Annotated in this window: 23 protein-coding genes; 8 read left to right on the top strand and 15 right to left on the bottom strand. The window is 69.3% G+C overall.

All coding sequences use genetic code 11. The features are described 5' to 3' along the window. Nucleotides 1-124: 124 nt before the first annotated feature. Nucleotides 125-2,179 carry a UvrD-helicase domain-containing protein gene (locus G015_RS0112565; protein WP_020146844.1) on the bottom strand — a complete coding sequence of 685 codons (2,055 nt, stop codon included), beginning with the start codon at nt 2,177-2,179 and terminating at the stop codon, nt 125-127. Nucleotides 2,180-2,319: 140 nt separating this feature from the next. Between G015_RS0112565 and G015_RS0112560 the strand changes: the two genes are divergently transcribed. From G015_RS0112560 to G015_RS0112545, 4 genes are read left to right on the top strand one after another with little or no spacing between them, the layout of a single operon-like run. After that, nucleotides 2,320-2,478 carry an entericidin A/B family lipoprotein gene (locus tag G015_RS0112560; RefSeq protein ID WP_018138949.1) on the top strand — a complete coding sequence of 53 codons (159 nt, stop codon included), beginning with the start codon at nt 2,320-2,322 and terminating at the stop codon, nt 2,476-2,478. A gap of 31 nt (nt 2,479-2,509) precedes the next feature. Beyond that, nucleotides 2,510-2,836, top strand: coding sequence for a co-chaperone YbbN (locus G015_RS0112555; RefSeq protein ID WP_081601210.1), 327 nt, complete (start codon nt 2,510-2,512; stop codon nt 2,834-2,836). After that, nucleotides 2,833-3,399 carry a 1,6-anhydro-N-acetylmuramyl-L-alanine amidase AmpD gene (gene ampD, locus G015_RS0112550; protein ID WP_018138951.1) on the top strand — a complete coding sequence of 189 codons (567 nt, stop codon included), beginning with the start codon at nt 2,833-2,835 and terminating at the stop codon, nt 3,397-3,399. The genes G015_RS0112555 and ampD overlap by 4 nt, the downstream gene beginning before the upstream one ends. Next, complete coding sequence (locus G015_RS0112545) at nt 3,396-3,983, top strand: histidine phosphatase family protein (RefSeq protein ID WP_018138952.1); 588 nt, start codon at nt 3,396-3,398, stop codon at nt 3,981-3,983. The genes ampD and G015_RS0112545 overlap by 4 nt, the downstream gene beginning before the upstream one ends. Before the next feature lie 64 nt (nt 3,984-4,047). Here G015_RS0112545 and G015_RS0112540 read toward each other — a convergent pair whose 3' ends face one another. Further along, nucleotides 4,048-4,365 (bottom strand): DUF2322 family protein, encoded by a 318-nt coding sequence (locus G015_RS0112540; protein ID WP_018174875.1) that lies wholly within the window; start codon nt 4,363-4,365, stop codon nt 4,048-4,050. Nucleotides 4,366-4,494: 129 nt separating this feature from the next. On the opposite strand from G015_RS0112540, the gene G015_RS0112535 reads away from it, so the two are divergent. Continuing rightward, a complete protein-coding gene (locus G015_RS0112535; protein ID WP_018138954.1) occupies nt 4,495-5,274 on the top strand; it encodes an inositol monophosphatase family protein in 780 nt (259 codons plus the stop codon). A gap of 64 nt (nt 5,275-5,338) precedes the next feature. Here G015_RS0112535 and G015_RS0112530 read toward each other — a convergent pair whose 3' ends face one another. From G015_RS0112530 to G015_RS0112470, 13 genes are all read right to left on the bottom strand, one after another. Then, the gene (locus tag G015_RS0112530) at nt 5,339-5,677 is read right to left on the bottom strand and encodes a helix-turn-helix domain-containing protein (protein ID WP_018174873.1); all 339 of its coding nucleotides are present in this window, start codon (nt 5,675-5,677) and stop codon (nt 5,339-5,341) included. A gap of 2 nt (nt 5,678-5,679) precedes the next feature. Next, complete coding sequence (dusB, locus tag G015_RS0112525; protein WP_018138956.1) at nt 5,680-6,672, bottom strand: tRNA dihydrouridine synthase DusB; 993 nt, start codon at nt 6,670-6,672, stop codon at nt 5,680-5,682. Nucleotides 6,673-6,732: 60 nt separating this feature from the next. Further along, nucleotides 6,733-7,470: a hypothetical protein gene (locus G015_RS0112520; RefSeq protein WP_018174871.1), complete on the bottom strand. Its 738-nt coding sequence runs from the start codon at nt 7,468-7,470 to the stop codon at nt 6,733-6,735. Nucleotides 7,471-7,521: 51 nt separating this feature from the next. Continuing rightward, on the bottom strand, nt 7,522-8,403 hold the full coding sequence (gene prmA, locus G015_RS0112515; protein WP_018138958.1) for a 50S ribosomal protein L11 methyltransferase: 882 nt from the start codon (nt 8,401-8,403) through the stop codon (nt 7,522-7,524). Then, the gene (gene accC / locus G015_RS0112510; RefSeq protein WP_018138959.1) at nt 8,403-9,749 is read right to left on the bottom strand and encodes an acetyl-CoA carboxylase biotin carboxylase subunit; all 1,347 of its coding nucleotides are present in this window, start codon (nt 9,747-9,749) and stop codon (nt 8,403-8,405) included. The genes prmA and accC overlap by 1 nt, the downstream gene beginning before the upstream one ends. 33 nt (nt 9,750-9,782) lie before the next feature. Next, entirely contained in the window at nt 9,783-10,235 is a 453-nt protein-coding gene (accB, locus tag G015_RS0112505; RefSeq protein ID WP_018138960.1) for an acetyl-CoA carboxylase biotin carboxyl carrier protein, read from the bottom strand. 7 nt (nt 10,236-10,242) lie between these two features. Further along, nucleotides 10,243-10,686 (bottom strand): type II 3-dehydroquinate dehydratase, encoded by a 444-nt coding sequence (gene aroQ, locus G015_RS0112500; protein ID WP_012983603.1) that lies wholly within the window; start codon nt 10,684-10,686, stop codon nt 10,243-10,245. Between the two features lie 285 nt (nt 10,687-10,971). Next, nucleotides 10,972-15,504: a DEAD/DEAH box helicase gene (locus G015_RS0112495; protein ID WP_020146843.1), complete on the bottom strand. Its 4,533-nt coding sequence runs from the start codon at nt 15,502-15,504 to the stop codon at nt 10,972-10,974. A gap of 18 nt (nt 15,505-15,522) precedes the next feature. After that, nucleotides 15,523-15,825: a hypothetical protein gene (locus tag G015_RS0112490; protein WP_018138962.1), complete on the bottom strand. Its 303-nt coding sequence runs from the start codon at nt 15,823-15,825 to the stop codon at nt 15,523-15,525. Between the two features lie 65 nt (nt 15,826-15,890). After that, nucleotides 15,891-17,096, bottom strand: coding sequence for an alkaline phosphatase family protein (locus G015_RS0112485; RefSeq protein ID WP_083925141.1), 1,206 nt, complete (start codon nt 17,094-17,096; stop codon nt 15,891-15,893). A gap of 10 nt (nt 17,097-17,106) precedes the next feature. Further along, the gene (locus tag G015_RS0112480; protein WP_017925236.1) at nt 17,107-17,427 is read right to left on the bottom strand and encodes a BolA family transcriptional regulator; all 321 of its coding nucleotides are present in this window, start codon (nt 17,425-17,427) and stop codon (nt 17,107-17,109) included. Between the two features lie 112 nt (nt 17,428-17,539). Continuing rightward, a complete protein-coding gene (locus G015_RS0112475) occupies nt 17,540-17,839 on the bottom strand; it encodes a type II toxin-antitoxin system RelE/ParE family toxin (RefSeq protein WP_018995083.1) in 300 nt (99 codons plus the stop codon). After that, nucleotides 17,836-18,060 carry an addiction module protein gene (locus G015_RS0112470; RefSeq protein ID WP_018876504.1) on the bottom strand — a complete coding sequence of 75 codons (225 nt, stop codon included), beginning with the start codon at nt 18,058-18,060 and terminating at the stop codon, nt 17,836-17,838. Before G015_RS0112470 ends, G015_RS0112475 begins: the two co-directional genes overlap by 4 nt. A 117-nt stretch (nt 18,061-18,177) precedes the next feature. Here G015_RS0112470 and G015_RS0112465 point away from each other — a divergent pair, with 117 nt between their 5' ends. From G015_RS0112465 to G015_RS0112455, 3 genes are all read left to right on the top strand, one after another. Beyond that, complete coding sequence (locus G015_RS0112465) at nt 18,178-18,846, top strand: haloacid dehalogenase type II (protein ID WP_020146841.1); 669 nt, start codon at nt 18,178-18,180, stop codon at nt 18,844-18,846. Between the two features lie 98 nt (nt 18,847-18,944). Then, nucleotides 18,945-20,114 (top strand): GNAT family N-acetyltransferase/peptidase C39 family protein, encoded by a 1,170-nt coding sequence (locus G015_RS0112460; protein WP_028490930.1) that lies wholly within the window; start codon nt 18,945-18,947, stop codon nt 20,112-20,114. After that, on the top strand, nt 20,107-21,591 hold the full coding sequence (locus G015_RS0112455; protein WP_018138969.1) for a RimK family protein: 1,485 nt from the start codon (nt 20,107-20,109) through the stop codon (nt 21,589-21,591). Before G015_RS0112460 ends, G015_RS0112455 begins: the two co-directional genes overlap by 8 nt. The last annotated feature ends 24 nt before the right edge of the window (nt 21,592-21,615 follow it).

The following is a 21,615-nucleotide window of genomic DNA, read 5'->3' as shown; positions in this document are numbered from 1 at the left end:
GGCCGCCTGAGGCGCTGGGCGCGCACGGCGAGATGCCAAGAAGACGAAGGGGGGAGCGGGCCGGGGCGTCCGGAATGGGCCGGGCGCCCCAGTAGTGAGCGAAGGCTCCCCGGCCGCGCAGCGGCTATTTGCCGAGCATGGCCTTGAGGCCGGCCAGGTGGGCCTGGGCAGTGAGCTTCTGGGTCTCGGGATCCGGCGGCCTGGCGTCCGGCCATTCGAGGTGTTCTTCGGGCAGCTCGTCGAGAAAGCGCGAGGGCTCGCATTCGAGGGTCTCGCCGTAGCGGGTCCGGTTCTGGGCGTAGGTGATCAGCAGGGTCTGCTGGGCACGGGTCAGCCCGACATAGGCGAGCCGCCGCTCCTCCTCGATGGAATCGTCCTCCACGCTGACCCGGTGCGGCAGCAGTTCCTCCTCGAAACCCACCAGGCAGACATGCGGGAACTCCAGCCCCTTGGCCGTGTGCAGGGTCAGGAGCTGCACGGACTCGTCGCCGTCCTGGGACTCCCGGTTGCGGTCGAGAATGTCCATCAGGCTGATGCGGTTGACGATATCGGCCAGGTCCATGGTCTGCGCGTCGTCTGCCTCGTCGTCGCCGTACTCCGCGGTGGTGTTGCCGCCGCCACCCATGCGCCCGACCCAGTCGATGAACTCGCGCACGTTCTCCATGCGTCGGGTCGCGGCCCGCGGGTTGGAGCTGTTCTCCAGCAGCCAGGACTCGTAGTCGATGTCCTCGACCAGGGTGCGCAGCAAGGCGTCCGGCGCTTCGTCCTCGCCGCGGCGCTGGAAGCCGTCGACCCAGTCGGTGAAGCGTTCCAGGCGTGCCTGCGCCCGGGCGTCCATGTACTCGGACAGGCCGGCCCCGCGCGCGGCCTGCAGCAGCGAGGTGCCACGCTGGTTGGCGTAGTGGCCGAGTTTCTCCAGCGTCGCCGGGCCGATCTCGCGGCGCGGCACATTGACCACGCGCAGGAAGGCGGTGTTGTCGTCCGGGTTGGCGAGCAGGCGCAGATAGGCGACCAGGTCCTTGATCTCGGCCTTCTCGAAGAACGACTGCCCGCCACTCAGGCGGTAGGGGATGCCCTGCTCGCGCAGGAGCTTCTCGAACAACCGTGACTGGTGGTTGCTGCGGTAGAGGATCGCGAAGTCGCCCCAGCCCGCGTTCAGGCGAAAGCGCCGGCGCATCAGTTCGGAGACCACGCGCGCGGCCTCGGTGTCGGCGTCGGAGCAGCCGATCACCTCGATCTTCTCGCCCTCGCCGAGCGCACTCCACAGGCGTTTCTCGAACACATGCGGGTTGTTGGCGATCAGCGCATTCGCGGTATGCAGGATGCGGTTGGTGGAGCGGTAGTTCTGCTCCAGCTTGATCACCTCCAGGCGCGGGAAGTCCTGCTGCAGACGCGCGAGGTTTTCCGGGCGGGCGCCGCGCCAGGCGTAGATCGACTGGTCGTCGTCGCCGACCACCGTCAGGCCGTCACTGACGCCCACCAGCAGGCGCACCAGCTGGTACTGCGCGGAGTTGGTGTCCTGGTATTCGTCCACCAGCAGGTGGCGGATGCGGTCCTGCCAGCGGTTGCGCAGCTCGGTGTCCGCGCGCAGGCAGTCCACCGGGCGCTTGATCAGGTCGTCGAAGTCCACCGCATTGTAGGCGCGAAGGGCATCCTCGTAGCGCGGGTAGAGATTGGCCGCGGCGGTCGCCTCCGGGGCGTCGCTCATCTGGCTGGCCTCGTGCAGCGCCTCCTCCGGCGTCATCAAGTCGTTCTTCCAGCGGCTGATGTGGCCGATCAGGGCGTCGACCTCGGAGCCGGTATCGTCGCGGTAGGTGATCTCGCGCAGCAGCGAGCGGCAGTCGCCCGGATCGAGGATGGAGAAGCCCGCACGCAGCCCGGCCGCGTCCAGTTCGCGGCGCAGGAAGTTCAGCCCGAAGGTGTGGAAGGTGGAGACGCCGAGCCCGCGCGCCTGTTCCTTCGACAGGCGTCCCTGGACGCGCTCGCGCATCTCGCGCGCGGCCTTGTTGGTAAAGGTGATCGCGACAATCCGGCGCGCCTCCAGCCCGCGCTGCTCGATCAGGTACGCGATCTTCTCGGTGATCACCCGGGTCTTGCCCGAGCCCGCTCCGGCCAGGACCAGCAGGGGGCGGTCCGTGGTGGTCACGGCCGCCTGTTGTTGCGGATTCAGGTCGGACACAGGGTTGCGACTTCCTTCACGAAAAGAGGGCGGCGCGTAAACTACCCCAGTGCGTGCGCCTCATAAAGTGTGACCGTCCCTGGAGTGCCCTTTGGCGGTCGGTATCACGGACCGAATCACGAAAGAGACAAGGAGCTCGCATGCATTTCACGCAATGCATTCCCGCCGCCCTGCTGATCCTGCTGGTGGCTCTGGGCTCGCTTGGCATCGCTGGTTGCGCCACTATGGAGGGGTTTGGCGAAGACGTGCAGGATGCCGGTGAATCCATTGAGCGACAGGCCGAAGACAACTCCAACTGACCCGACCCTGCGTCAGACGGGCCTGCCCCGGCTGACCCAGTTCGACTTTCATCAGCACCTCCTGGAGGTCCCGGGTCCGGCGGTGATCCTGTTTACCCGCCGGGGCTGCGGGGCCTGCAAGGTGATGGGCCGGGTGCTGGAGCAGTGGCAGGCCGAGCCCGAAGCGCCCGCCCTGTTCGTCGTCGATGCAGAGATGGATACCGCGCTGGTGCGCGAGTTCGAGGTCTTCCACCTCCCGGCCCTGTTCGTTTTCAATGCCGGTGCCTACCACGGCCGCCTCGAGGCCCCGCCACGCCTGCCGTTGCTGCTCGAGGCCCTCGCGGCCTGCCTGCAGCGCCCGCCCGAGGAGGCCCCGTGACCGAGACTATGATCGTCGATCGCGACTGGTGGCCGTCGGCCCAAGTGCTTGAGAGCCCGAACCAGGACGCACGCCCTGCGGGGATGGAGCCCGAGTTGATCGTCGTGCATGCCATCAGCCTGCCGCCGGGCACGTTCGGCGGGCCGCACGTGGCCGAACTGTTCCAGAACCGGCTCGACCCCGGTGCCCACCCCTACTTTGCGCAGATCGCCGATCTGCGCGTGTCCGCCCATGTGCTGATCGATCGGGCGGGGGTGGCGACCCAGTTCGTGCCGTTCTCCCGGCGGGCCTGGCATGCCGGCGCCTCGCAGTGGCGTGGCCGCGAGCGCTGCAACGATTTTTCCATTGGCATCGAACTCGAGGGCACCGACGACGACCCGTTCACGCCGGTGCAGTACGCCGAGCTGGCCCGTTTGATCGGCTGGCTGCGCGAACGCTTTCCGGCCATTACCCCGGATGCGCTGGTGGGCCACTGCGACATCGCCCCCGGGCGCAAGACCGACCCGGGCCCGCATTTCGACTGGGCCTGCCTGGAGGCCTGCCTGAGCGAGGACACGGCATGATTGTGGATCTGTTGCGACACGGCGAACCGGAGGGCGGGCAGCGCTATCGTGGGCATGGCTGCGACGACCCGCTCAGCGCGCAGGGGTGGACGCAGATGGAACACGCGGTGCGTGACGATGACGGCTGGCAGGCGGTCGTCAGTTCGCCGATGCACCGGTGCCGGGCGTTTGCCGAACGCCTGGCGGACGAGCGTGACCTGTCCCTGCATCTGGAGCCGGACCTGCGCGAGGTCGGCTTTGGCGACTGGGAGGGACGCACACGGGTCGAGCTGCAGCGCGAACGGCCGGAGGAATACCGGGCGTTCTATGCCGATCCGGTGCATTCGCGGCCGGCCGGGGCGGAGCCGCTGGGCGCCTTTCGCCGGCGGGTGGAGGCGGCCTTCGAGACCACGGTCGGCGGCCAGCCGGTGGAACGAGTGCTGGTGATCGTGCACGCCGGGGTCATCCGTGCGTTGGTCGGCTGGGTGATGGGGGTGCCGGACGAGCGGCTGTTCCAGCTGGAATGCGAGTATGCGAGCCGGACCCGACTGCATCGGCATCCGACGCGCGGCTGGCGCGTGATCCACACCAACCGCCTGCCGTGATGTGCGGAGGACGCGTTCCGGTTTGCACGTATGCGCCGGAACGGGAGAACGTCTCCGCAAGGAACTAGCTGGCGCGGCTCTTGCGCTTGGGTACAGCCTTCACCGACAGGTAGTAGCCCTTGTCGAGGATCTCGAACAGGCGGTCGATGTTCGGGTGTTTGCCCGGGTTGGCGCGGGCATCGTCGGCATGGCTGCCGTACATCAGCAAACCGGAGTTGGCGGCCTTCGGGCCGATGCCGCCGTAGTCCAGCGCCAGCTGGTAGTAGATCTGCAGCGACAGGGTCTGGCCGTCCACGTTCTCGATGGTCGCGCTCGGGTTGTAGTCCTCGCCGAACAGTTCCAGGCGTTCGAGATTGCTGACGTCGGGCAGCTTCTTGGGCATGTCGGACTCCTCGAAAAGATGGCGGCATTATCGGGGCATGCCGGGGCCGGGACAACCGCCGACCGCTTCCTGGCCAGAGCCGCTGGGGGCGGCATGCTAAGATAGCTCCTTTTTTGAAGGGGTAGCAGCATGCAGCAAAGCGCGTTTATGGAGGCCGCCCAGGCCGCCGCCGATGCCGCGGACAAGGTCATTCGTCACTACTACGCCGCCGGCGTCGATGTGGAGACCAAGCCCGACGACACGCCCGTGACGCGCGCCGACGTGGAAAGCGAACAGGCGATCCGCCAGGTGATCCGCGAGCGGTTCCCGGATCACGGCTTCTACGGCGAGGAAACCGGCCAGTCGGACATGGACTCCGACTATGTCTGGCTGATCGACCCGATCGACGGCACCAAGAGCTTCGTGCGCCGCTACCCGTTCTTCTCCACCCAGATCGCGCTGATGCACAAGGGCGATCTGATCCTGGGGCTGTCCAATGGCATGCAGTTCGGAGAGCGCGCCTGGGCGGAAAAGGGCCAGGGCGCCTACCTCAACGGCGAAAAGATTGCCGTCGCCCCGACCACCGAGCTGGGCCGCGCCTCGCTGTCCACCGGGAACCTGAAGACCCTCGCGCAGAATCCCGAAGGCTGGGCGGCGCTGGGCGGGATCATGGCCGAGGTCAATCGCACGCGCGGCTATGGCGACTTCTACCACTACCACCTGCTGGCGCGCGGCAGCATCGACCTGATCATCGAGTCGGATGTGAACATCCTCGATATCGCGGCGCTGGCCGTGATTGTGCGCGAGGCGGGCGGGGCCTTCACCAATCTGTCTGGCGGCGAGCTGGACCTGCAGACCACCAACGTGCTGGCGGCCGCGACGCCGGAACTGCACCGCACGGCGCTGCAGCGCCTCGGCTGGAAGGGCTAGATCGGTCGATGATTGCGCACACGCCCGTCAGGTGGCGGGCGTGTGCCGGGTCCGGCGGGGTGAGTTAGCGCTGGGCGCCGTTCCCGTTTCCGTTCCCGTGGCCGTTCTCGCTGATCAGGCCATGGGCACGCAGCTTCTTGCGCAGCGTGGCGCGGTTGAGCCCCAGAAGCGCCGCCGCCCGGCTCTGGTTGCCGTTGCAGCGCTCCAGCACGCAGGCCAGTAGCGGGCGCTCGACCTCGTTCATTACGAGCGCATAGAGGTCGTGACTACTCTGCCCGTCCAGCGTCTCGAAATACTGGTCCAGCGCATTGCGCACCGACTCGGCGAGTACGCAGCCCGACGCGAGGTTGCCGGATGATACCGGTTCCCCGCTTTGTTCTTGTTCTAAAGAGGGTACGTCCATCCTCATGCGGCCTCGCTTGTGATTCCTGACAGAATGGCGCGCAGGCGCCCAAGCTGTTCACTAGCGGTAGTGGCGGCGAGAAGGGAAGCCCGTGCCGCCCGGGTTGGGTCCTCCCCGAGACCCATGTGCTGAAGATACCAGCCCAGGTGCTTGCGCGCGATACGCACGCCCTGCATTTCGCCGTATTGCGCATGCAATGCCTGCAAATGCTCCTCGATCAGCGCAAGACGCGCATCCCATGTCGGGTCGACTGGCACCGGTTCGCCGGCGAGGGCGGCGCGGATCTGGCCGGGTAGCCAGGGGCGCCCCTGTGCCCCGCGCCCGATCATCAGTCCGGTCGCGCCGGTGGTTGCGAGCGCCCGGCGCGCACTGTCGATGTCGACTACATCGCCGTTGGCCAGCACCGGGATGGAAACGGCGCGTACCACACGCGCGATGGCCTCGTAGTCGGCCGTGCCCCGATAGGCGTCGGCGCGGGTGCGCCCGTGCACGGTCAGCATCGCGATGCCGCAATCCTGCGCGATGCCCGCGATGGTCTCGGCGTTGATCCGCTCGCGATCCAGCCCCAGGCGCATCTTCAGCGTGACCGGGACCTCGACGCTTTCCACCAGTGCGGTCAGCAGCTCGCGTACCCGCTCCGGTTCCCCCAGCAGGGCCGAGCCTGCGGCCTTGCTGCAGACCTTCTTGGCGGGGCAGCCGAGGTTCAGGTCGATCACGTCCGCCCCGCGGCGCACGTTCTCGCGCGCGGCCTCGGCCAGCGGTTCGGGTTCGTTGCCCAGCAGTTGCACGATGCGCGGGCGGGGTTCCTGGCGGTGGTCCAGCCGGTGCCGGCTCTTGTCGCTGCCCCACAGGCGCGTGTCCGAGGTGACCATCTCCGAGACAGCCGCGCTCGCGCCCAGGCGCCGCGCGATCAGGCGCAACGGCCGGTCACTGACCCCGGCCATCGGGGCCAGGAACACGGGTGGGCCGGGGAAATGGTGGGGGCCGAGCTGCATGCGGGATTTCGAACCAGCAGGGTAAAACCCGAGAGTCTAGCAGCGTTGAGCGGGGCGGGGTCAGTGCAGCGTGATGTGGGCCCCGGTGATGTGCGGCCCGGTATCAGGTAATTCGATCTCGATCGCATAGCGGTGACCCGCCGCCATCGGTGCCTGAAGGTTGGCATGGCCGTCCGCCGGATGGAGTCGCCAATGGCCGCGGGGTGTCCCCAGTCGGTCCGACAGCCAAACGTCTATGACCGGCCATCCCTGTTGCAGTGGGCTTTCCAGCTCAAAGCGCATGGACAGGTCTCCCGCGTTGGCGAGGTGCAGGTCGGGGGAGGAGACGCGGATGCGTTCCGGTTCGCGCCCAGGTTCCCATGGCGGGCAGAGATCCTCGACCCGCGGGGTGGCACAGAGACTCGCCCGGGCGTCGTCCAGTCCGCTCCAGGCCCCCGGGGGCACCGGCGGCGCCAGCAGGAGTTGCAGGGCGAGGAGGGCGAGCAGCAGGAGGGCCAGAAAGGCAGCGAAGGCCCGCCCCGGGCGTCGTCCCGGAAATGCCGTGGTCTGCCCGGGGCGGGTATCGATATCGAGTTCCAGTGTCTGGCGCCGGGGGCTGCGCTCGATATCCAGGGAGGCAGTGTGGCGCACCGCCGAGATGCCGGGGCCGGTTGCCCGTTCGCCGGCGCCGCCGATCTCGAGTGCCACGAACAGTGCAAAGTCCGCACCGCAGGCATCACAATGTGCCCGGTCCAGTCGTAGCTCTTCGCCGCGGGTCAGGGTGTGGGCAACCCCACAATGGGGACAGCGGGCGAGCATCGCGAGGGGCTCCGGTCAGCCGTGCCAGAAGACCGGTCGCGGGCGCATACGCTAGCGCCGGCGCCCGCTGAGCAGGGCCCAGCCCTCGCGGGTGTCCTCGATCCCGATGTCGAAGGCGTCCGCGTAGGCCGCCATGACCTCGTCGGCCTGGCGCTCCAGCAGGCCGGCCAGCAGCAGGCGTGCCCCCGGGCGGGCCGCGCGGGCCAGTTCCGGGGCGAGGTCGATCAGGGGCTTGGCCAGGATGTTGGCAATAACCAGATCAAAGCCGGCATTGGGTACCGGGTGATCGGTCAGTCCGACCTCGATCCGGTCCTCGGAGATGTCGTTTTCCGCCGCATTGCTGTAGGTGGCCTGGACGGCCTGGCGGTCGATGTCGGTGCCCACTGCATGTCGTGCCCCCAGCTTCAGCGCCGCGATCGCGAGGATGCCGGAGCCGCAGCCGTAGTCGAGCACCTGCTGGTCGCGTGGCGGGTTCGCCGCCAGTGATTTCAGGCACATCGCGGTGGTCGGGTGATTGCCGGTGCCAAAGGCCAGGCCCGGGTCGAGATGCACGAACACGCCATCCTCGACGTCGGGCGGGGTCTCCCAGGAGGGCACGATCCACAGCGGGCCCCCGCAGTGGATGGCGCCCAGGCCATCGAGCCCCGCGCGCACCCAGTCCTGATCCTCGATCGCGACCACGGAGATGGATTCCGGCGCCGGCTGGAGTCGCTCCAGCGAGGCCGCGGCCAGCTCGGCCTGGGTGGCGTCGGCGAACACGGCCTTCAGGCACACGCTGGACCAAAGCGGATGGGTACCCAGCGGGGGCTCGAACAGCGGCTCGTCGGCGCCGTCGTGGAGCTCCACGCTGACGGCGCCAAGCTCGAACAGGGCATCCTCCAGGGGCTCGGCCTGCTCCGGGGCAATCTGGCACTGCAGCTCGGCGAGGCTCATCAGGTCAGCGACTTCAGCTTCTTCTCCAGGTAGTGGATATCGGTCCCACCGTTCTGGAAGTTCGCATCGTTCATCAGCTCGCTGTGCAGGGCGATGTTGGTCTCGATCCCGTCGATCACGATCTCGCCGAGCGCGCCGCGCATGCGGGCGATTGCGATCTTGCGGTCAAACCCGTGGGCGATCAGCTTGCCGATCATCGAGTCGTAGTAGGGCGGCACCGCGTAGCCGTTGTAGATGTGGGTGTCCATGCGGATGCCGAGCCCGCCCGGGGCGTGATACTGCTGGATGGTGCCCGGGCTGGGGATGAACGTGGCCGGGTTCTCGGCGTTGATGCGGCACTCGATCGCGTGCCCGCGGATCTCCACCTGATCCTGGGTCAGGGACAGCGGTTCGCCCGCCGCGATGAGAATCTGTTCGCGCACCAGGTCGATACCGGTGACCTGCTCGGTCACCGTGTGCTCGACCTGCAGCCGGGTGTTCATCTCGATGAAGTAGAACTCGCCGTTCTCGTACAGGAACTCGAAGGTCCCGGCGCCGCGGTAGCCGATCTCCTGGCAGGCCCGCACCAGCCGCTCGCTCATGGCCTGACGCTGTTCGTCGGTGATGCCCGGTGCCGGGGCCTCCTCGATCACCTTCTGGTGGCGGCGCTGCATCGAGCAGTCGCGCTCGCCCAGGCAGATGGCGTTGCCGTGGCTGTCGGAGAGGATCTGGAACTCCACGTGGCGCGGGTGCTCGAGGTACTTCTCCATGTACAGGGTGTCGTTGCCGAACCCCTGCTGGGCCTCGCTGCGGGTCAGCGAGATCGAATGCAGCAGCGCGCCCTCGGTGTGCACCACGCGCATGCCGCGGCCACCGCCGCCCGCGGCGGCCTTGATGATCACCGGGTAGCCAATCTCGCGGGCCAGCGCCATGTTGGTGTCGGCGTCGTCGGTCAGCGCGCCGCCGGAGCCGGGCACACAGGGGACGCCGGCATCCTGCATCGCCTGCTTGGCTGAGACCTTGTCGCCCATCAGGCGAATCGTCTCGGCGCGCGGGCCGATAAAGGCAAAGCCCGAGGACTCCACGCGCTCGGCGAAGTCCGCGTTCTCCGACAGGAAACCGTAGCCGGGGTGGATCGCGCCGGCATCGGTGACCTCGGCCGCGGCGATCAGCGCGGGGATGTTCAGGTAGCTCTCGCCGGAGGCGGCCGGCCCGATGCAGACCGACTCGTCGGCCAGGCGCACGTGCTTCAGGTCGCGGTCGGCGCTGGAGTGCACCGCGACCGTCGCAATGCCCATCTCGCGGCAGGTGCGCAGGACCCGCAGGGCGATCTCGCCGCGGTTGGCGATCAGAATCTTTTCAAACATGCTCGGACCTGTAGGCAGCGAAGTCGGGGGGCGTCAGCCGATGATGAACAGGGGCTGGCCGTATTCCACCGGGTTGCCGTTCTCGACCAGGATGTCGCGGATGGTGCCGGCCTGGTCCGCCTCGATGGGGTTGAGCATCTTCATCGCCTCGATGATGCACAGCGTCTCGCCGACCTCTACCGTCTGGCCGACCTCGACAAAGGGCTTCGCGCCGGGACTCGGGGCACGGTAGAAGGTGCCGACCATCGGCGCGGTGACCGGGTGGCCGTCCACTTCCGGCGCCGCCGGTGCCGCGGCCTCGCCCGCCGGGGCGGCCGGGGCGGCGGCCGGTGCCGGGGCGGGCATCGCTGCCGGGGCGGCGGCCACGGCGGAGCCGCTCGGCGAACGGGTGATGCGCACCGATTCCTCGCCTTCGTGGATCTCGATCTCGTGGATGCCGCTCTCGTCGAGCAGATCGATCAGTTTCTTGACCTTGCGAATATCCATGGGGTGTCTATGACTCCTTGAGGGCCGCGATTGCCGCGTCCAGTGCCATCCGGTAGCCGATGACGCCGAACCCGCTCAGGGTGCCGGCGGCGACATCGGCCAGGCGCGAAGTATGACGAAACGCCTCGCGCGCGTGGATGTTGCTGATGTGAATCTCGTAAAACGGGATGTCGACGCCTAGCAGGGCGTCGCGCAGGCTTACGCTGGTGTGCGTCAGGCCGCCCGGGTTGATCAGGATGCGGCGTACGCCCTCGCTGCGTGCCGCATGGATGCGGTCGATCAGCTCGCCCTCGTGGTTGCTCTGAAAACAGGCCAGGGTTTCCCCGGCGGCCTGGGCGTGCGCAGTCAGGTCGGCCTCGATGTCCGCCAGCGTATGGTGCCCGTACCGCTCCGGCTCCCGCTGTCCCAGCAGGTTCAGGTTGGGGCCGTTGAGTAGCAGGATAGAAGGCATGATGGGCGGAATCGGCAGCGATCCTGTCGTGAATGGACGCGATTGCACCAAAAATGGAAGGTGCATCGAATGAACGGGATTCTGCCGTACCGGTGGTGCGAGTGTCCAGCGAGACAGGCGTTTTTTGCCCGGGCTCGTGTGATGGGCGACTGCGATATGCCGATGGGTTGGGGCAGCCGTTCGAGCTTCGAGAGATTCCGGGCGAACGGTGCGTTTCGCAGGGCTCAACGCACCCTAGGTCGCGCCGATGTCACGGTAGGATGCCGATGAGCGCAGCGAATCGCATCAACGGCGGCCGGCGGGTGGCTCCAGGCGCAGGCCGCGGACCTCGCCCAGGGCGCCGCCGGCACGCAGGGCGGCGGCGAACGGGGACTGGCGCGCCGGTTCGCCGTTGATGCTCTCGATGGTGACGCCGCGGCGCTTCGGCAGCCAGCGGCTCCCGGCGAGCTGGCGGATCGCCTCGGTGACCAGTGCCGCATGTGCCTCGCCGGTGTCGAGGCCGGGGATGGTCTCCCAGACGAACAGCTGGCGACCGGAGGCGGCCAGGTACAGCAGCGGCTGGCCGCCGGCCAGCGCGACCAGCGCCCCGGCCACGCGGCGCAGGCGGCCCTCGGCCGCTTCCGGCGGCTGCGGCCAGGGCAGGAGCTGGCCCCAGGGGCTGGCCGGGTCGACGCTCGCCAGCCACTGCGGCTCGGGGGTGTCGTCGGCCGCGCGTTCCAGGGCGCGCAGGCGGTCCACTGCGCCGGCGCGGGCGAACTGAGCGCCGGTCAGGCCCTCGACGAAGTGGCCACGGCGCAGCTTGCCGGCGTCCTCCATCGCGCGGTAGACGGGATATACGCGCCCGAAGCCGCCCGGCAGGCCCTCGGCGCGGGCCATCTCGCGGCTGACCACGCCGTACCGGGCCAGCAGGTTCTCGGCCTGTTCGCGGGCGCGTTCGGTCAGCGACACGCCGGGGTCGATCAGCTCGGCGACCCGTGACCAGCGCCCGCCCGCCAGACCCTGTCCCGGGCGTCGCCGGCCGCGCGCGGAGGTCCGGCGCTGACCGAGGCTGCGCAGCGGCGCGAAGGTGTCGTTGGTGATCTGCCCGGCCCAGACCAGGTCCCAGATCGCGGTTTCGATCGCGTCCTGGCGGGCGTCCGGCTGCGCCGTCCGGGCTGCGCGTTCCAGCTCCAGGTAGAAGCAGGCGCCGCGCCGGTCCAGGGCCTCCAGGATCGCCTGCGCCAGCGGGTCGTCGCTGGCGGGGGTATCCGCGGCACCGGCCTCCGGTTCCAGCAGCACCATCGCCTGTTCGCGGCGCAGGAAGCGGAGGCGCCCGTCGCGCTGGCCCAGCGCACCACTGCCCACCCAGACGAACTCCCCGGAGGCGGTGATGCGGTCGAGCGCATCCAGCGAGAAGTCGCGCACCCGCATCGGCAGTACGTGGGCGGTCCAGGCGGACCAGGGCAGGGCGATGCCCTCCAGTTGCGTCAGCGTGTCGCGCAGGGCGCCGGCCCCGCGTCCGGGTTCGGTCAGACCCTGCCAGGCCGGCAGGAAGCGGCCCAGTGCGCGGGCGTCCACCGCCGCCGCCTCGTCGCGCAGCCGCGCCAGGGTGCGGCGCTTCAGCCGCCGCAGGATGTCCAGTTCGCACCAGTCCTCGCCGGTGCCCTGCGGGCGGATCTCGCCGCGCAGCAGTACGCCGGCGCGCTCCAGGCTCTCGAGCGCCGGCAGCAGTGCGCCCGGCGCGAGGCCGTAGCGAGCGCCCAGGTCCTCGTTGCGGAAAGGTCCGTGGGTACGGGCGTAGCGGCGCAGCAGCTGTTCCAGCGGGCGCTGCGGCGGTTCCAGGAAGGCGGCGGGCAGGCCGGGCGGGGGCACCACGCCGAGGGCATCGCGGTAGAGCGCGGCGTCCTCGGCCGCGATCCAGCGCGACTCGCCGGCGATGCGCACCTCCACCGCGCGCAGGGACCGGGCGAGCTGTTCCAGCCACGGCCCCGGTGCCTCGGCACAGGCGGCCGCCACTTCGTCCGGGCTCAGGTCCCCGCGCCGGCGCAGCAGGTCGTGCAGGGCGTCGGCGTCCGGCACCCGGGTCGCCTCGGTGGCGTGCGCCAGCTCGGCCTCCAGCTCGGCCAGGGCCTCGGGGTCGATCAGTTCGCGCAGCTCGGCCTGGCCCAGCAGTTCGGCCAGCATGCCGCGGTCGAGCGTGAGCGCCTGGGCCTTGCGCTCGGCCATCGGCGCGTCCTGCTCGTAGATGTAGGCCGCGACATAGGCGAACACCAGGCTGCGGGCGAACGGGGAGGCCTGCGGCGTCTCCACCTCGTGCACGCGGATGCGGCGTTCCTGCACGCCGCGCAGGATCTGGCGCAGGGCGTCCAGGTCGAACACGTCGGCCAGCACCTGGCGGTAGGTCTCCAGCACCACCGGGAAGCTCGCGTACTCGCGCACCGAGGCCAGCAGCTGCTGCGACTTCAGGCGCTGCGCCCACAGCGGGGTGCGCTGGCCGGGGCGGTTGCGTACCAGCAGCAGGGCGCGTGCCGCGTTCTCGCGAAAGGCGCTGGCGAACAGCGTGGAGTTGCCCAGCTCGCGGGTGACCGCCTCCTCCAGCTCCTCCGGGTCGGGGAACAGGCTGTCCAGCTCGGGCAGGTCCTCGCTGTCGGCCAGGCGCAGCACGATGCCGTCGTCGGTGTACATCACCTGCACCTCGAAGCCGGAGCGGCTGGTCAGCGCGCTCTGCAGGGCCAGCGCCCAGGGGGCGTGCACGCGCGCGCCAAACGGGGTCAGGATGCAGACGCGCCAGTCGCCGACCTCGTCGCGGAAGCGTTCGACCACGATGCGCTGGTCGGAGGGCAGCTGTCTGGTGGCCTCGCGCTGCTCGTCGATGTAGTCGCTGAGGGTCTCGACCGCCGCCTCCGACAGTGGCGCGTGTTCCCTGAGCCAGGTCGTGCGTTCGGCGCGGTTCATGCGGGCCAGCCGCTCGGTCGCGGCGCCGATGGCCTGGCCGAGCTGGATCGGGCGGCCGGGGCCGTCGCCATGCCAGAACGGCAGCTTGCCGACCTCGCCGGGGGCGGGGGAGACGAGCACGCGGTCGCGGGTAATCGCCTCCACGTGCCAGGTGCTGGCACCCAGGGTCACGTTCTCGCCGGTCTTCAGCTCGAACACCATCTCCTCGTCCAGTTCGCCGATGCGCGGCCCGCCCTCGCCGACATGCACGCCGTACAGCCCGCGGTCGGGGATGGTCCCGGCGTTCAGGCGCGCGGCCAGTGCCGCTCCTCGGCGCGGGGTCAGCTCGTCGCGGGCGCGGTCCCAGGCGAGCCAGGGGCGCAGGTCGGCAAAGTCGGTGCTCGGGTAATGGCCGGAGAGCATGTCCAGCGTGGCCTCGAGCAGCGCCCGCGACAGCTCGCGCCAGGGCGCGGCGCGGCGGACCAGCGCGTGCAGCTCGTCCACCGTGCGCGGGCGTTCGCAGACCATCGCGACGAGTTGCTGGGCCAGCACGTCCAGCGGGTTGTGCGGGGCGTGGATCGGTTCCAGCGCGCCGGCCTGCATGCGCTCGCCGATCACCGCGCATTCGAGCAGGTCGCCGCGAAAGCGCGGCAGCAGCAGCGAGCGCGAGACCTGGCCCACGCCGTGCCCGGCACGCCCGGCGCGCTGCAGCCCACGGGCGACCGCGCCGGGGGATTCGACCATGATCACCAGGTCCACCGCGCCCATGTCGATGCCCAGTTCCAGCGAGCTGGTCGCGACGATGCCGCGCAGGCGCCCGGTCTTCAGCCGGCCCTCGATCTCGGCGCGGCGCTCGTGGGACACGCTGCCGTGGTGAGCGGCGACCAGATCCTCCACCGGTTCGGCATCCTCCGGCTGCTGCTCGCGCCAGGCCTCGTTGATGCGCTGGACCAGACGCTCGCACAGCCCGCGGCTGTTCACGAACACGATGGTGGAGCGGTGCTCCAGGATCGCGGCCAGCAGGCGCGGCTCCAGGCGTGCGGCGCGGTCGCCGCCAGCGGCGGGGAGCTGCCCGGTGCCCTGGCTGTACACCGCGCCGAGGATGGAGCCGGACGGGATCGGGCCGGACGAGGGGGTCGTCGTATCCGGGCCCTCGACGGTCGGCGCTGCGTGCGCGGCGGGCGGCTCCTCGGGGGCGAGGATCTCCAGGTCCAGGCGCGGGGGCTCGGCGGCGTCGATCACCTCCACCTCGCGGTCGCCGCCGAGGAAGCCGCGCGCCACCTCCACCGGGTGCACGGTGGCGGACAGCCCGATGCGCTGCGGGTCCTTGTCGCAGCGCTCGGCCAGGCGTTCCAGCGACAGGGCGAGATGGGCGCCGCGCTTGTTGCCGGCCAGCGCGTGCACCTCGTCGATGATCACCGTGTGGACGGATTCGAGGTTCTCGGCGGCCTTCGAGCCCAGCAGCAGGTACAGCGACTCCGGCGTGGTCACCAGGATATCGCCGGGTTCGCGCGCCTGAGCGCGGCGCTCGGCCTGCGGGGTGTCGCCGGTGCGGATATGGACCACTGGCTCGCGCGGGGCATCATCGCCCAAGCGCGCGGCGGTCTGCGCGATCCCGGTCAGCGGGGCGCGCAGGTTGCGTTCGATGTCGGTGGCCAGCGCCTTCAGCGGCGAGATGTAGAGCACCGAGTAGCCGCGACGGGCATCCGGGGCGGGCTCGCCGGTCAGGCGATCAATGGCGCTGAGGAAGGCGGCGAGGGTCTTGCCGCTGCCGGTGGGGGCGATCAGCAGGCAGTGATGGCCGGCCCGGATCGCGGGCCAGCCGCGCGACTGGATCGCGGTCGCCTGCCCGAAGGCCTCGCCGAACCAGGTATCGGTCGCGGGGCGAAAGGGCGTGACCGGCATCGGCTCGGGCGTAGCGGGTCAGGCGTGGCCGACGGTGGTGTCGGTGGTGGCGTGGAAGTAGTCGCTGTCGCGCGCCAGCTCGTCAATCAGCTCGTGCAGCATGGCCAGACGGCTCTCGGCGTCCGCGAACGGGGCGCAGTCCTCGCACAACGGATCGCCGCAGGGCTGGCGGCTGTACAGCCAGAAGTGCACGGCACCGGCCAGCAGGCCGTCGGCGACGTCGCCGGTCTCGGTGGCCTGGCCGTCATCGGCGAGCCGGTTCGCCAGCTCGATCAGGTGCTGGGCGGCGTTGTTGTAGGTCTGGTCGGCGGTGTCGTTCATGGGATCTCGGGACAGTCTTGTTTCAGCCAGCGCCAGCCCGTTTGGCCGGCACAGAACCCGATAGTTTACCGCGACTGGCCGATATTCCGAAGAAACAGGGGAATATGCCGCTCTTCCGGCGACAGGCCGCCGTGGGCGCCGACGAAGAACGGCCCCTCGTCGTCGTCCGGTGGGTCCACCAGGTAGGCGTCCTCCGCGGGCAGCAGCAGGTAGTCGCCGGCGCGTGCCCGCAGCTCGGGGTGCTCACGGTCATGCCCCGGCGGCAGGCCCAGCGTGCCGGGCCCCAGCCAGTCCGCGGCGGGGACTGCGGCTACGTCCGCGCCGAAGGCGGCGTCCAGGGCCGTCAGGAAGTCCGTGTCGCGTCCTTCGCGCACATGGGCGATGGCCGCGCGTGGCTCGCCGGTCAGGCGGTGGCGCAGGCAGGCCTGCACCGCCGGGTGCTCGCGCAGGTCCAGGCGGCGTTCCATGGTACGCATGCCGTGGTCGGCGGTGGTCAGGAACACGCTTTCCGGGCGCTGGATCTGCGCGCAGGTCGCGGTGTAGGCCAGGTCCAGCTGCTTCAGGTGGCGCTCCACCTCCGGGCTCTCCGGGCCGTATTGGTGGCCCAGGTGGTCGAGCTCCGACCAATAGACGTAGGTGAAATGCGGCCCCGGGGTCGCGTTCACGTGCGCGGCCACCCGCGCCGGCAGTTCGGACAGGTCCTCGAAGCCGATGAACGCGGCGGAGCTGTTCATCATGCGGTTGTACGGGGTGCCGCCGATCCAGTCCGGGCCGATCATGGTGGTGTGGCAGCCGAGCCGGTCGACCAGGCGGTCTGGCTGTACGCGGCCGGTCAGCTCGCGGTAGCCGAGCGTGGCCGGGCGGTCCTCGGCGTCGCGCTCCTGGCCCATCAGTACCGTCAGCGTGCGTTCGGCGGACGGCAGGCGGGTGTGCCAGCCGAGCAGGCCGTGCTGCGCGGGCGTGCGCCCGGTCAGGATGCTGGTGATCGCGGTCGCCGTGGTGCTGGGGAACACGGTCTCGAGGTCGGTTACGTAGTCCGCGCCCAGCAGCGGCGTGTGGCGGCGATAGCGGGTGGCAAAACCGTCGATCAGCCACAGCACGATATGGCGGTCCGGCCCCAGGTGTTCGGATACACCCGCCAGCGGCGGGTGGCTGGCCACCGGGTTCAGGCTGGCCTCGATCTGGCCGAGCAGGTCCATCAGCCCCGGCGCTTCCAGCCGGGCGCGCAGGATGTCATCCACGACCGAGTCGGCCGCGGCGTTAGCCGTTATCGACAAGCGATCAGGCCTTGCCGCCGTCGCCACCCATGCAGGGCGGGGAGTCGGCGACCTTGCCGGCACGCTCGAACCACTGGTCCGGGTCCAGCGTGTGCAGCGCCAGGGCGTGGATGCCCCCGGCCAGCTCGTCGGCCAGGGCCTGGTTCACCAGCCGGTGCCGCGCGATCAGCTTCTGGTCGCGAAAGGCCTCGGATACCACCGTTACCTTGAAATGCGACTCCGAACCCGGCGGCACGTTGTGCATGTGGCTCTCGTTCACCACCTCCAGATGCTCGGGCGCAAAGCGCTCCTCCAGCTTCCGGGTAATGGTCTCCTGCATGCTCATCGACGACTCCAGTGCTTCGATTGACGGGACATCGCACTCAGTGTGCCGTGTCGTACCCGCATGTCCAGATCCTTGGCCAGCCGCATGGCTGCCGCTGTCTGGGGGGCAGTCATCAGCCTTCCCGTGTGCGTTCCTTCCAGTAATCCGGGTGGCGGTGCAGGTGCATGACCGCGAGAATCAGGATGCCCCCGTCCTCTTCTGCGTAGAGAACCCCATACGGAAACCGCTTCACGAATGAGCGCCGCACTTCGCCCTCCAGAACGGTCCAGGCACGCGGGTAGGCGATGGCGCGTTGCACCGCTGCAAACACTTCAACTGCAAAATCGTTCCCGAGGCGGGGCTCGATTTCTTCGTAGTACTGAACGGCCTCGGTGAGTTCTTGCTCCGCTTCCGGGTGAAAGCGAAAACTCATCGTTCAAACCGGCTCCATATCCTCTCGAAGACCTGTTCGCCCGGAATCGCTTCGACTGTGCCCGAGCGGATCTCTTTCAGGCGCTTTCGCGAGACCTCCGCCCATTTGCGGTCCACGCCCGCATCGGGCGGGTTCAGGCTGCGCAGGAGGGAATCGACCACCAGAGCGCGCTCTTCCACGGGCAGGGACTCGGCTTCGTCAATGAGGTCTTTGATCTTCATGTCACCATCTTCCTGGTATCGCTGGGGGCGATGACCGGCGCAAGCGGAATTCTCATACTGGCATCTTGCGGCCGGTAGTGCGAGATGGCGGTTTGGTGGTTACATCCGGGAGGGGCTATGCGGCAGACGCTGGCGTTTGATGTGTACGGGACGCTGATCGATACCCAGGGGGTTACGGCGACGCTCGAAGGGTGGATGGGCGAGCGGGCGCCGGTGCTGGCGCGGGCCTGGCGCGAGAAGCAGCTGGAGTACACCTTCCGGCGCGGGCTGATGGGGGCGTACGCGGATTTCGATACCTGCACCGAGCAGGCGCTGCGGTACTGCTGCGAGGCACTGGGTATCGCGCTCGAAGCGGAGCAGGAGGCGGAGCTGTTGCGGTGCTATCGAGAGCTCCCGGCCTTCGCCGATGCGGGGTCGGCCCTGGACGAGTTGCGGGCGGAGGGACACCGTCTGTTCGCGTTCTCCAACGGGACCACTGAGACGGTCAGCGGGCTGCTGCGGAACGCCGGGCTGGGGGATCGCTTCGAGGATCTCGTCAGCGTGGACGAGATCGGTTGCTTCAAGCCGGACCCGCGCGTGTACAGGCATTTCCTGCAGCGGGCCAATGCCTCGCCCACGGATGCGTGGTTGATCTCGGGCAACCCCTTTGACGTGATCGGCGCGCAGGCTGCGAGCATACGCACGGTCTGGCTCGACCGTGCGCGGCAGGGTCTTTTCGACCCCTGGGGCGGGGAGCCCACGGCCACCATCGGCGGCCTGGACGAACTGTCCGGGGTACTGCGTTAGCCGGGGTCTTGCCGTCGGCAAATATTCCTGCTGGAGCGGGCTATTGGCGCCCGGTGGTTGCGCTACGATGGAGATCGGGCCGCCGCCGGGAGAGGAGCGTGAGCCAGCAGGTCAAGCAACGGGTTGCGCCCACAGTGGAATCGCCCTTGATCCGTCCGGCCACGCTGGAGGATCTGGAGGCGCTAGTCGCGCTGGAAGATGCGGCGTTCGAGATCGATCGCATCTCGCGGCGGCAATTTCGCTACCTGTTGACGCGCGGGCATGCGGCCACGCTGGTGGCGGAGGGACCCGGCGGGGAGGGCCTGCTCGGCTACGTTATGCTGCTGTTCAGCCGCGGGACGTCGCTGGCGCGGCTGTACTCGATTGCGGTCAGCGCGCGGGCGCGCGGCCAGGGGCTGGGCCGGCGCCTGGTGGAAGCGGCGGAAGACGCGGCGCGCCAGCACGGGCGGACCGATCTGCGTCTGGAGGTGCGGCGCGACAATGCGGCCAGCCTGGCCCTGTTCCGCGGGCTCGGGTATCGCGACTTCGGCACCATCGACGACTACTACGAGGACCACATGGATGCGCTGCGGCTGCAGAAGTCGCTGGCGACCGGCCCCGATCCGGCGCTGGTACGCGCCCCGTACTACGCGCAGACGCTGGAGTTCACCTGTGGCCCGGCTGCGCTGATGATGGCGATGCGCGCGGTGGACCCGGCGCTGAAGCTGGACCGGCGCCTGGAGCTGCGCCTGTGGCGCGACGCCACCACGATTTTTATGACCTCGGGCCACGGCGGCTGCGGGCCGTACGGGCTCGCGCTGGCGGCCGCCCATCGCGGGTTCGAGGTGGAACTGCTGGTGCGCGATCGCGGGGTGGCGTTCGGGGATTCCGTGCGCAGCGCGGAGAAGAAGGAGGTGATGCAGCTGGTGCAGGAGGACATGGTCGAGGAGCTGGAACAGCTCGGGGTGCCGGTGGTGCACGGCCCGGTGAACGTGTCCCAGCTGGAGGCGCGCTTTGGCGAAGGCGGGGTGCCAGTGGTTCTGATCAGCAGCGTGCGGCTGTATGCCGAGCGCTTCCCGCACTGGGTCACGGTGACGGGTTTCGACGAGCGCTTTGTCTACGTGCATGACCCGTTCGTGGACGTGGAGCAAGGGGAGCGCGCGGTGGACTCGGTGAACATGCCGATCGCGCGTGCGGACTTCGAGCGCATGGCGCGCTACGGCCGCGCGGGCCTGCAGGCAGCGGTGATCGTCGGCCCGCGCCGGGCGGCGGAGGGCGCGCATGCCTGAGCACCGCATCCTGGTCGAGCGCCGGGCGGACTGGAAGCCGCACTTCCCCGACCTTCCGGTCATGGCCATCGACGACTACCTGCGCGGCCCGGCCGCCGACGACCCGGCCACCCTGCGTGTGATCAACCTGTGCCGCAGCCAGCGTTACCTGTCCGCCGGGTACTACGGCTCGCTGCTGGCGGAGGCGCGCGGGCACCGGGTGATCCCCAGCGTGCGCACCCTGCAGGACCTGTCGCGCAAGTCGATCTACAGCCTGGATACCGAGGAGCTGGACGAGCGCGTGGCGCGCGTTCTGGGCCGCAGCCGCCAGGGCGCGCAGCCCGAGCGCCTGGAGCTGACCGTGCTGTTCGGCCAGTGCGACGAGCCGGCACTGCAGGAGATCGCCGCGCAGCTGTTCGCCCTGTTCCCCGCGCCGATGTTCCGGGTGGAGTTCCGGCTGCAGGGACGCTGGCAGATCCACGCCCTTCGCCCGTTCGCGCTGAACGCGCTGGAACCCGAGCAGGAGCCAGCCTTCTTCGCCGCGCTGGAGCGCTACCTCTCCAAACCCTGGCGCCGCCGCCGCGGGGCACGCAGCGCGCGCTACGAGCTGGCCATCCTGCACAACCCGGACGAGGCCATGGCCCCGTCCACGCCGGCCACGCTCAAGCGCTTCGCCCGCGCCGGGCAGGAGCAGGGGATGGATGTCGAGCTGATCCAGGCACGCGATCTGCCACGGCTGGCGGAGTTCGACGCCCTGTTTATCCGCGAGACCACGGCCATCGACCACTACACCTATCGCTTCGCGCGCAAGGCCGAGGCCGAGGGCATGGTGGTGATCGACGACGCCGACTCCATCCTGCGCTGCACCAACAAGGTCTATCTGGCCGAGCGCCTGGCCGCCCATCGCGTGCCGACGCCAAAGACCGTGATCCTCAACCGCGAGACCATCCTGCGCGCGGAGGAACAGATCGGTTATCCCGTGGTGCTCAAGATCCCGGACGGCAGCTTCTCGCGCGGGGTATTCAAGGCGAACGACCGCGCCGAGCTGGAATCCATTGCCCGGCGCCTGCTGAAGGAGAGCGATCTGATCCTCGCCCAGGAATTCGTCTACACCGAGTTCGACTGGCGCATCGGGGTGCTCAATCGGCAGCCGCTGTACGCCTCACAGTACCTGATGTCGCGCAAGCACTGGCAGATCGTCAATCACGACGCCAAGGGCGGCCCGCGCGAGGGCGGCTTTCGCACGCTGGCACTGGCGGACGTTCCCGCCGCCGTGGTCAAGACGGCCGTCAAGGCCGCCAACCTGATCGGCAATGGCCTCTACGGCGTCGATCTCAAGCAGACCCCGCGCGGCGTGATGGTCATCGAGGTCAACGACAACCCCAACCTCGACGCCGGCATCGAGGACAAGGTCCTCGGCGAAACGCTCTACACCACCCTGATGCAGGACTTTGTCCGCCGCCTCGACGCCGCCCGCCGCCACCGCGCCGCGCCCTGACGTGGCGCGTTGAACGGCGTTACG

The sequence above is a fragment of the Thioalkalivibrio sp. ALJ15 genome (assembly GCF_000383695.1).
Classification (GTDB): domain Bacteria; phylum Pseudomonadota; class Gammaproteobacteria; order Ectothiorhodospirales; family Ectothiorhodospiraceae; genus Thioalkalivibrio.
This window is presented reverse-complemented; position numbering and strand designations above follow the sequence as displayed.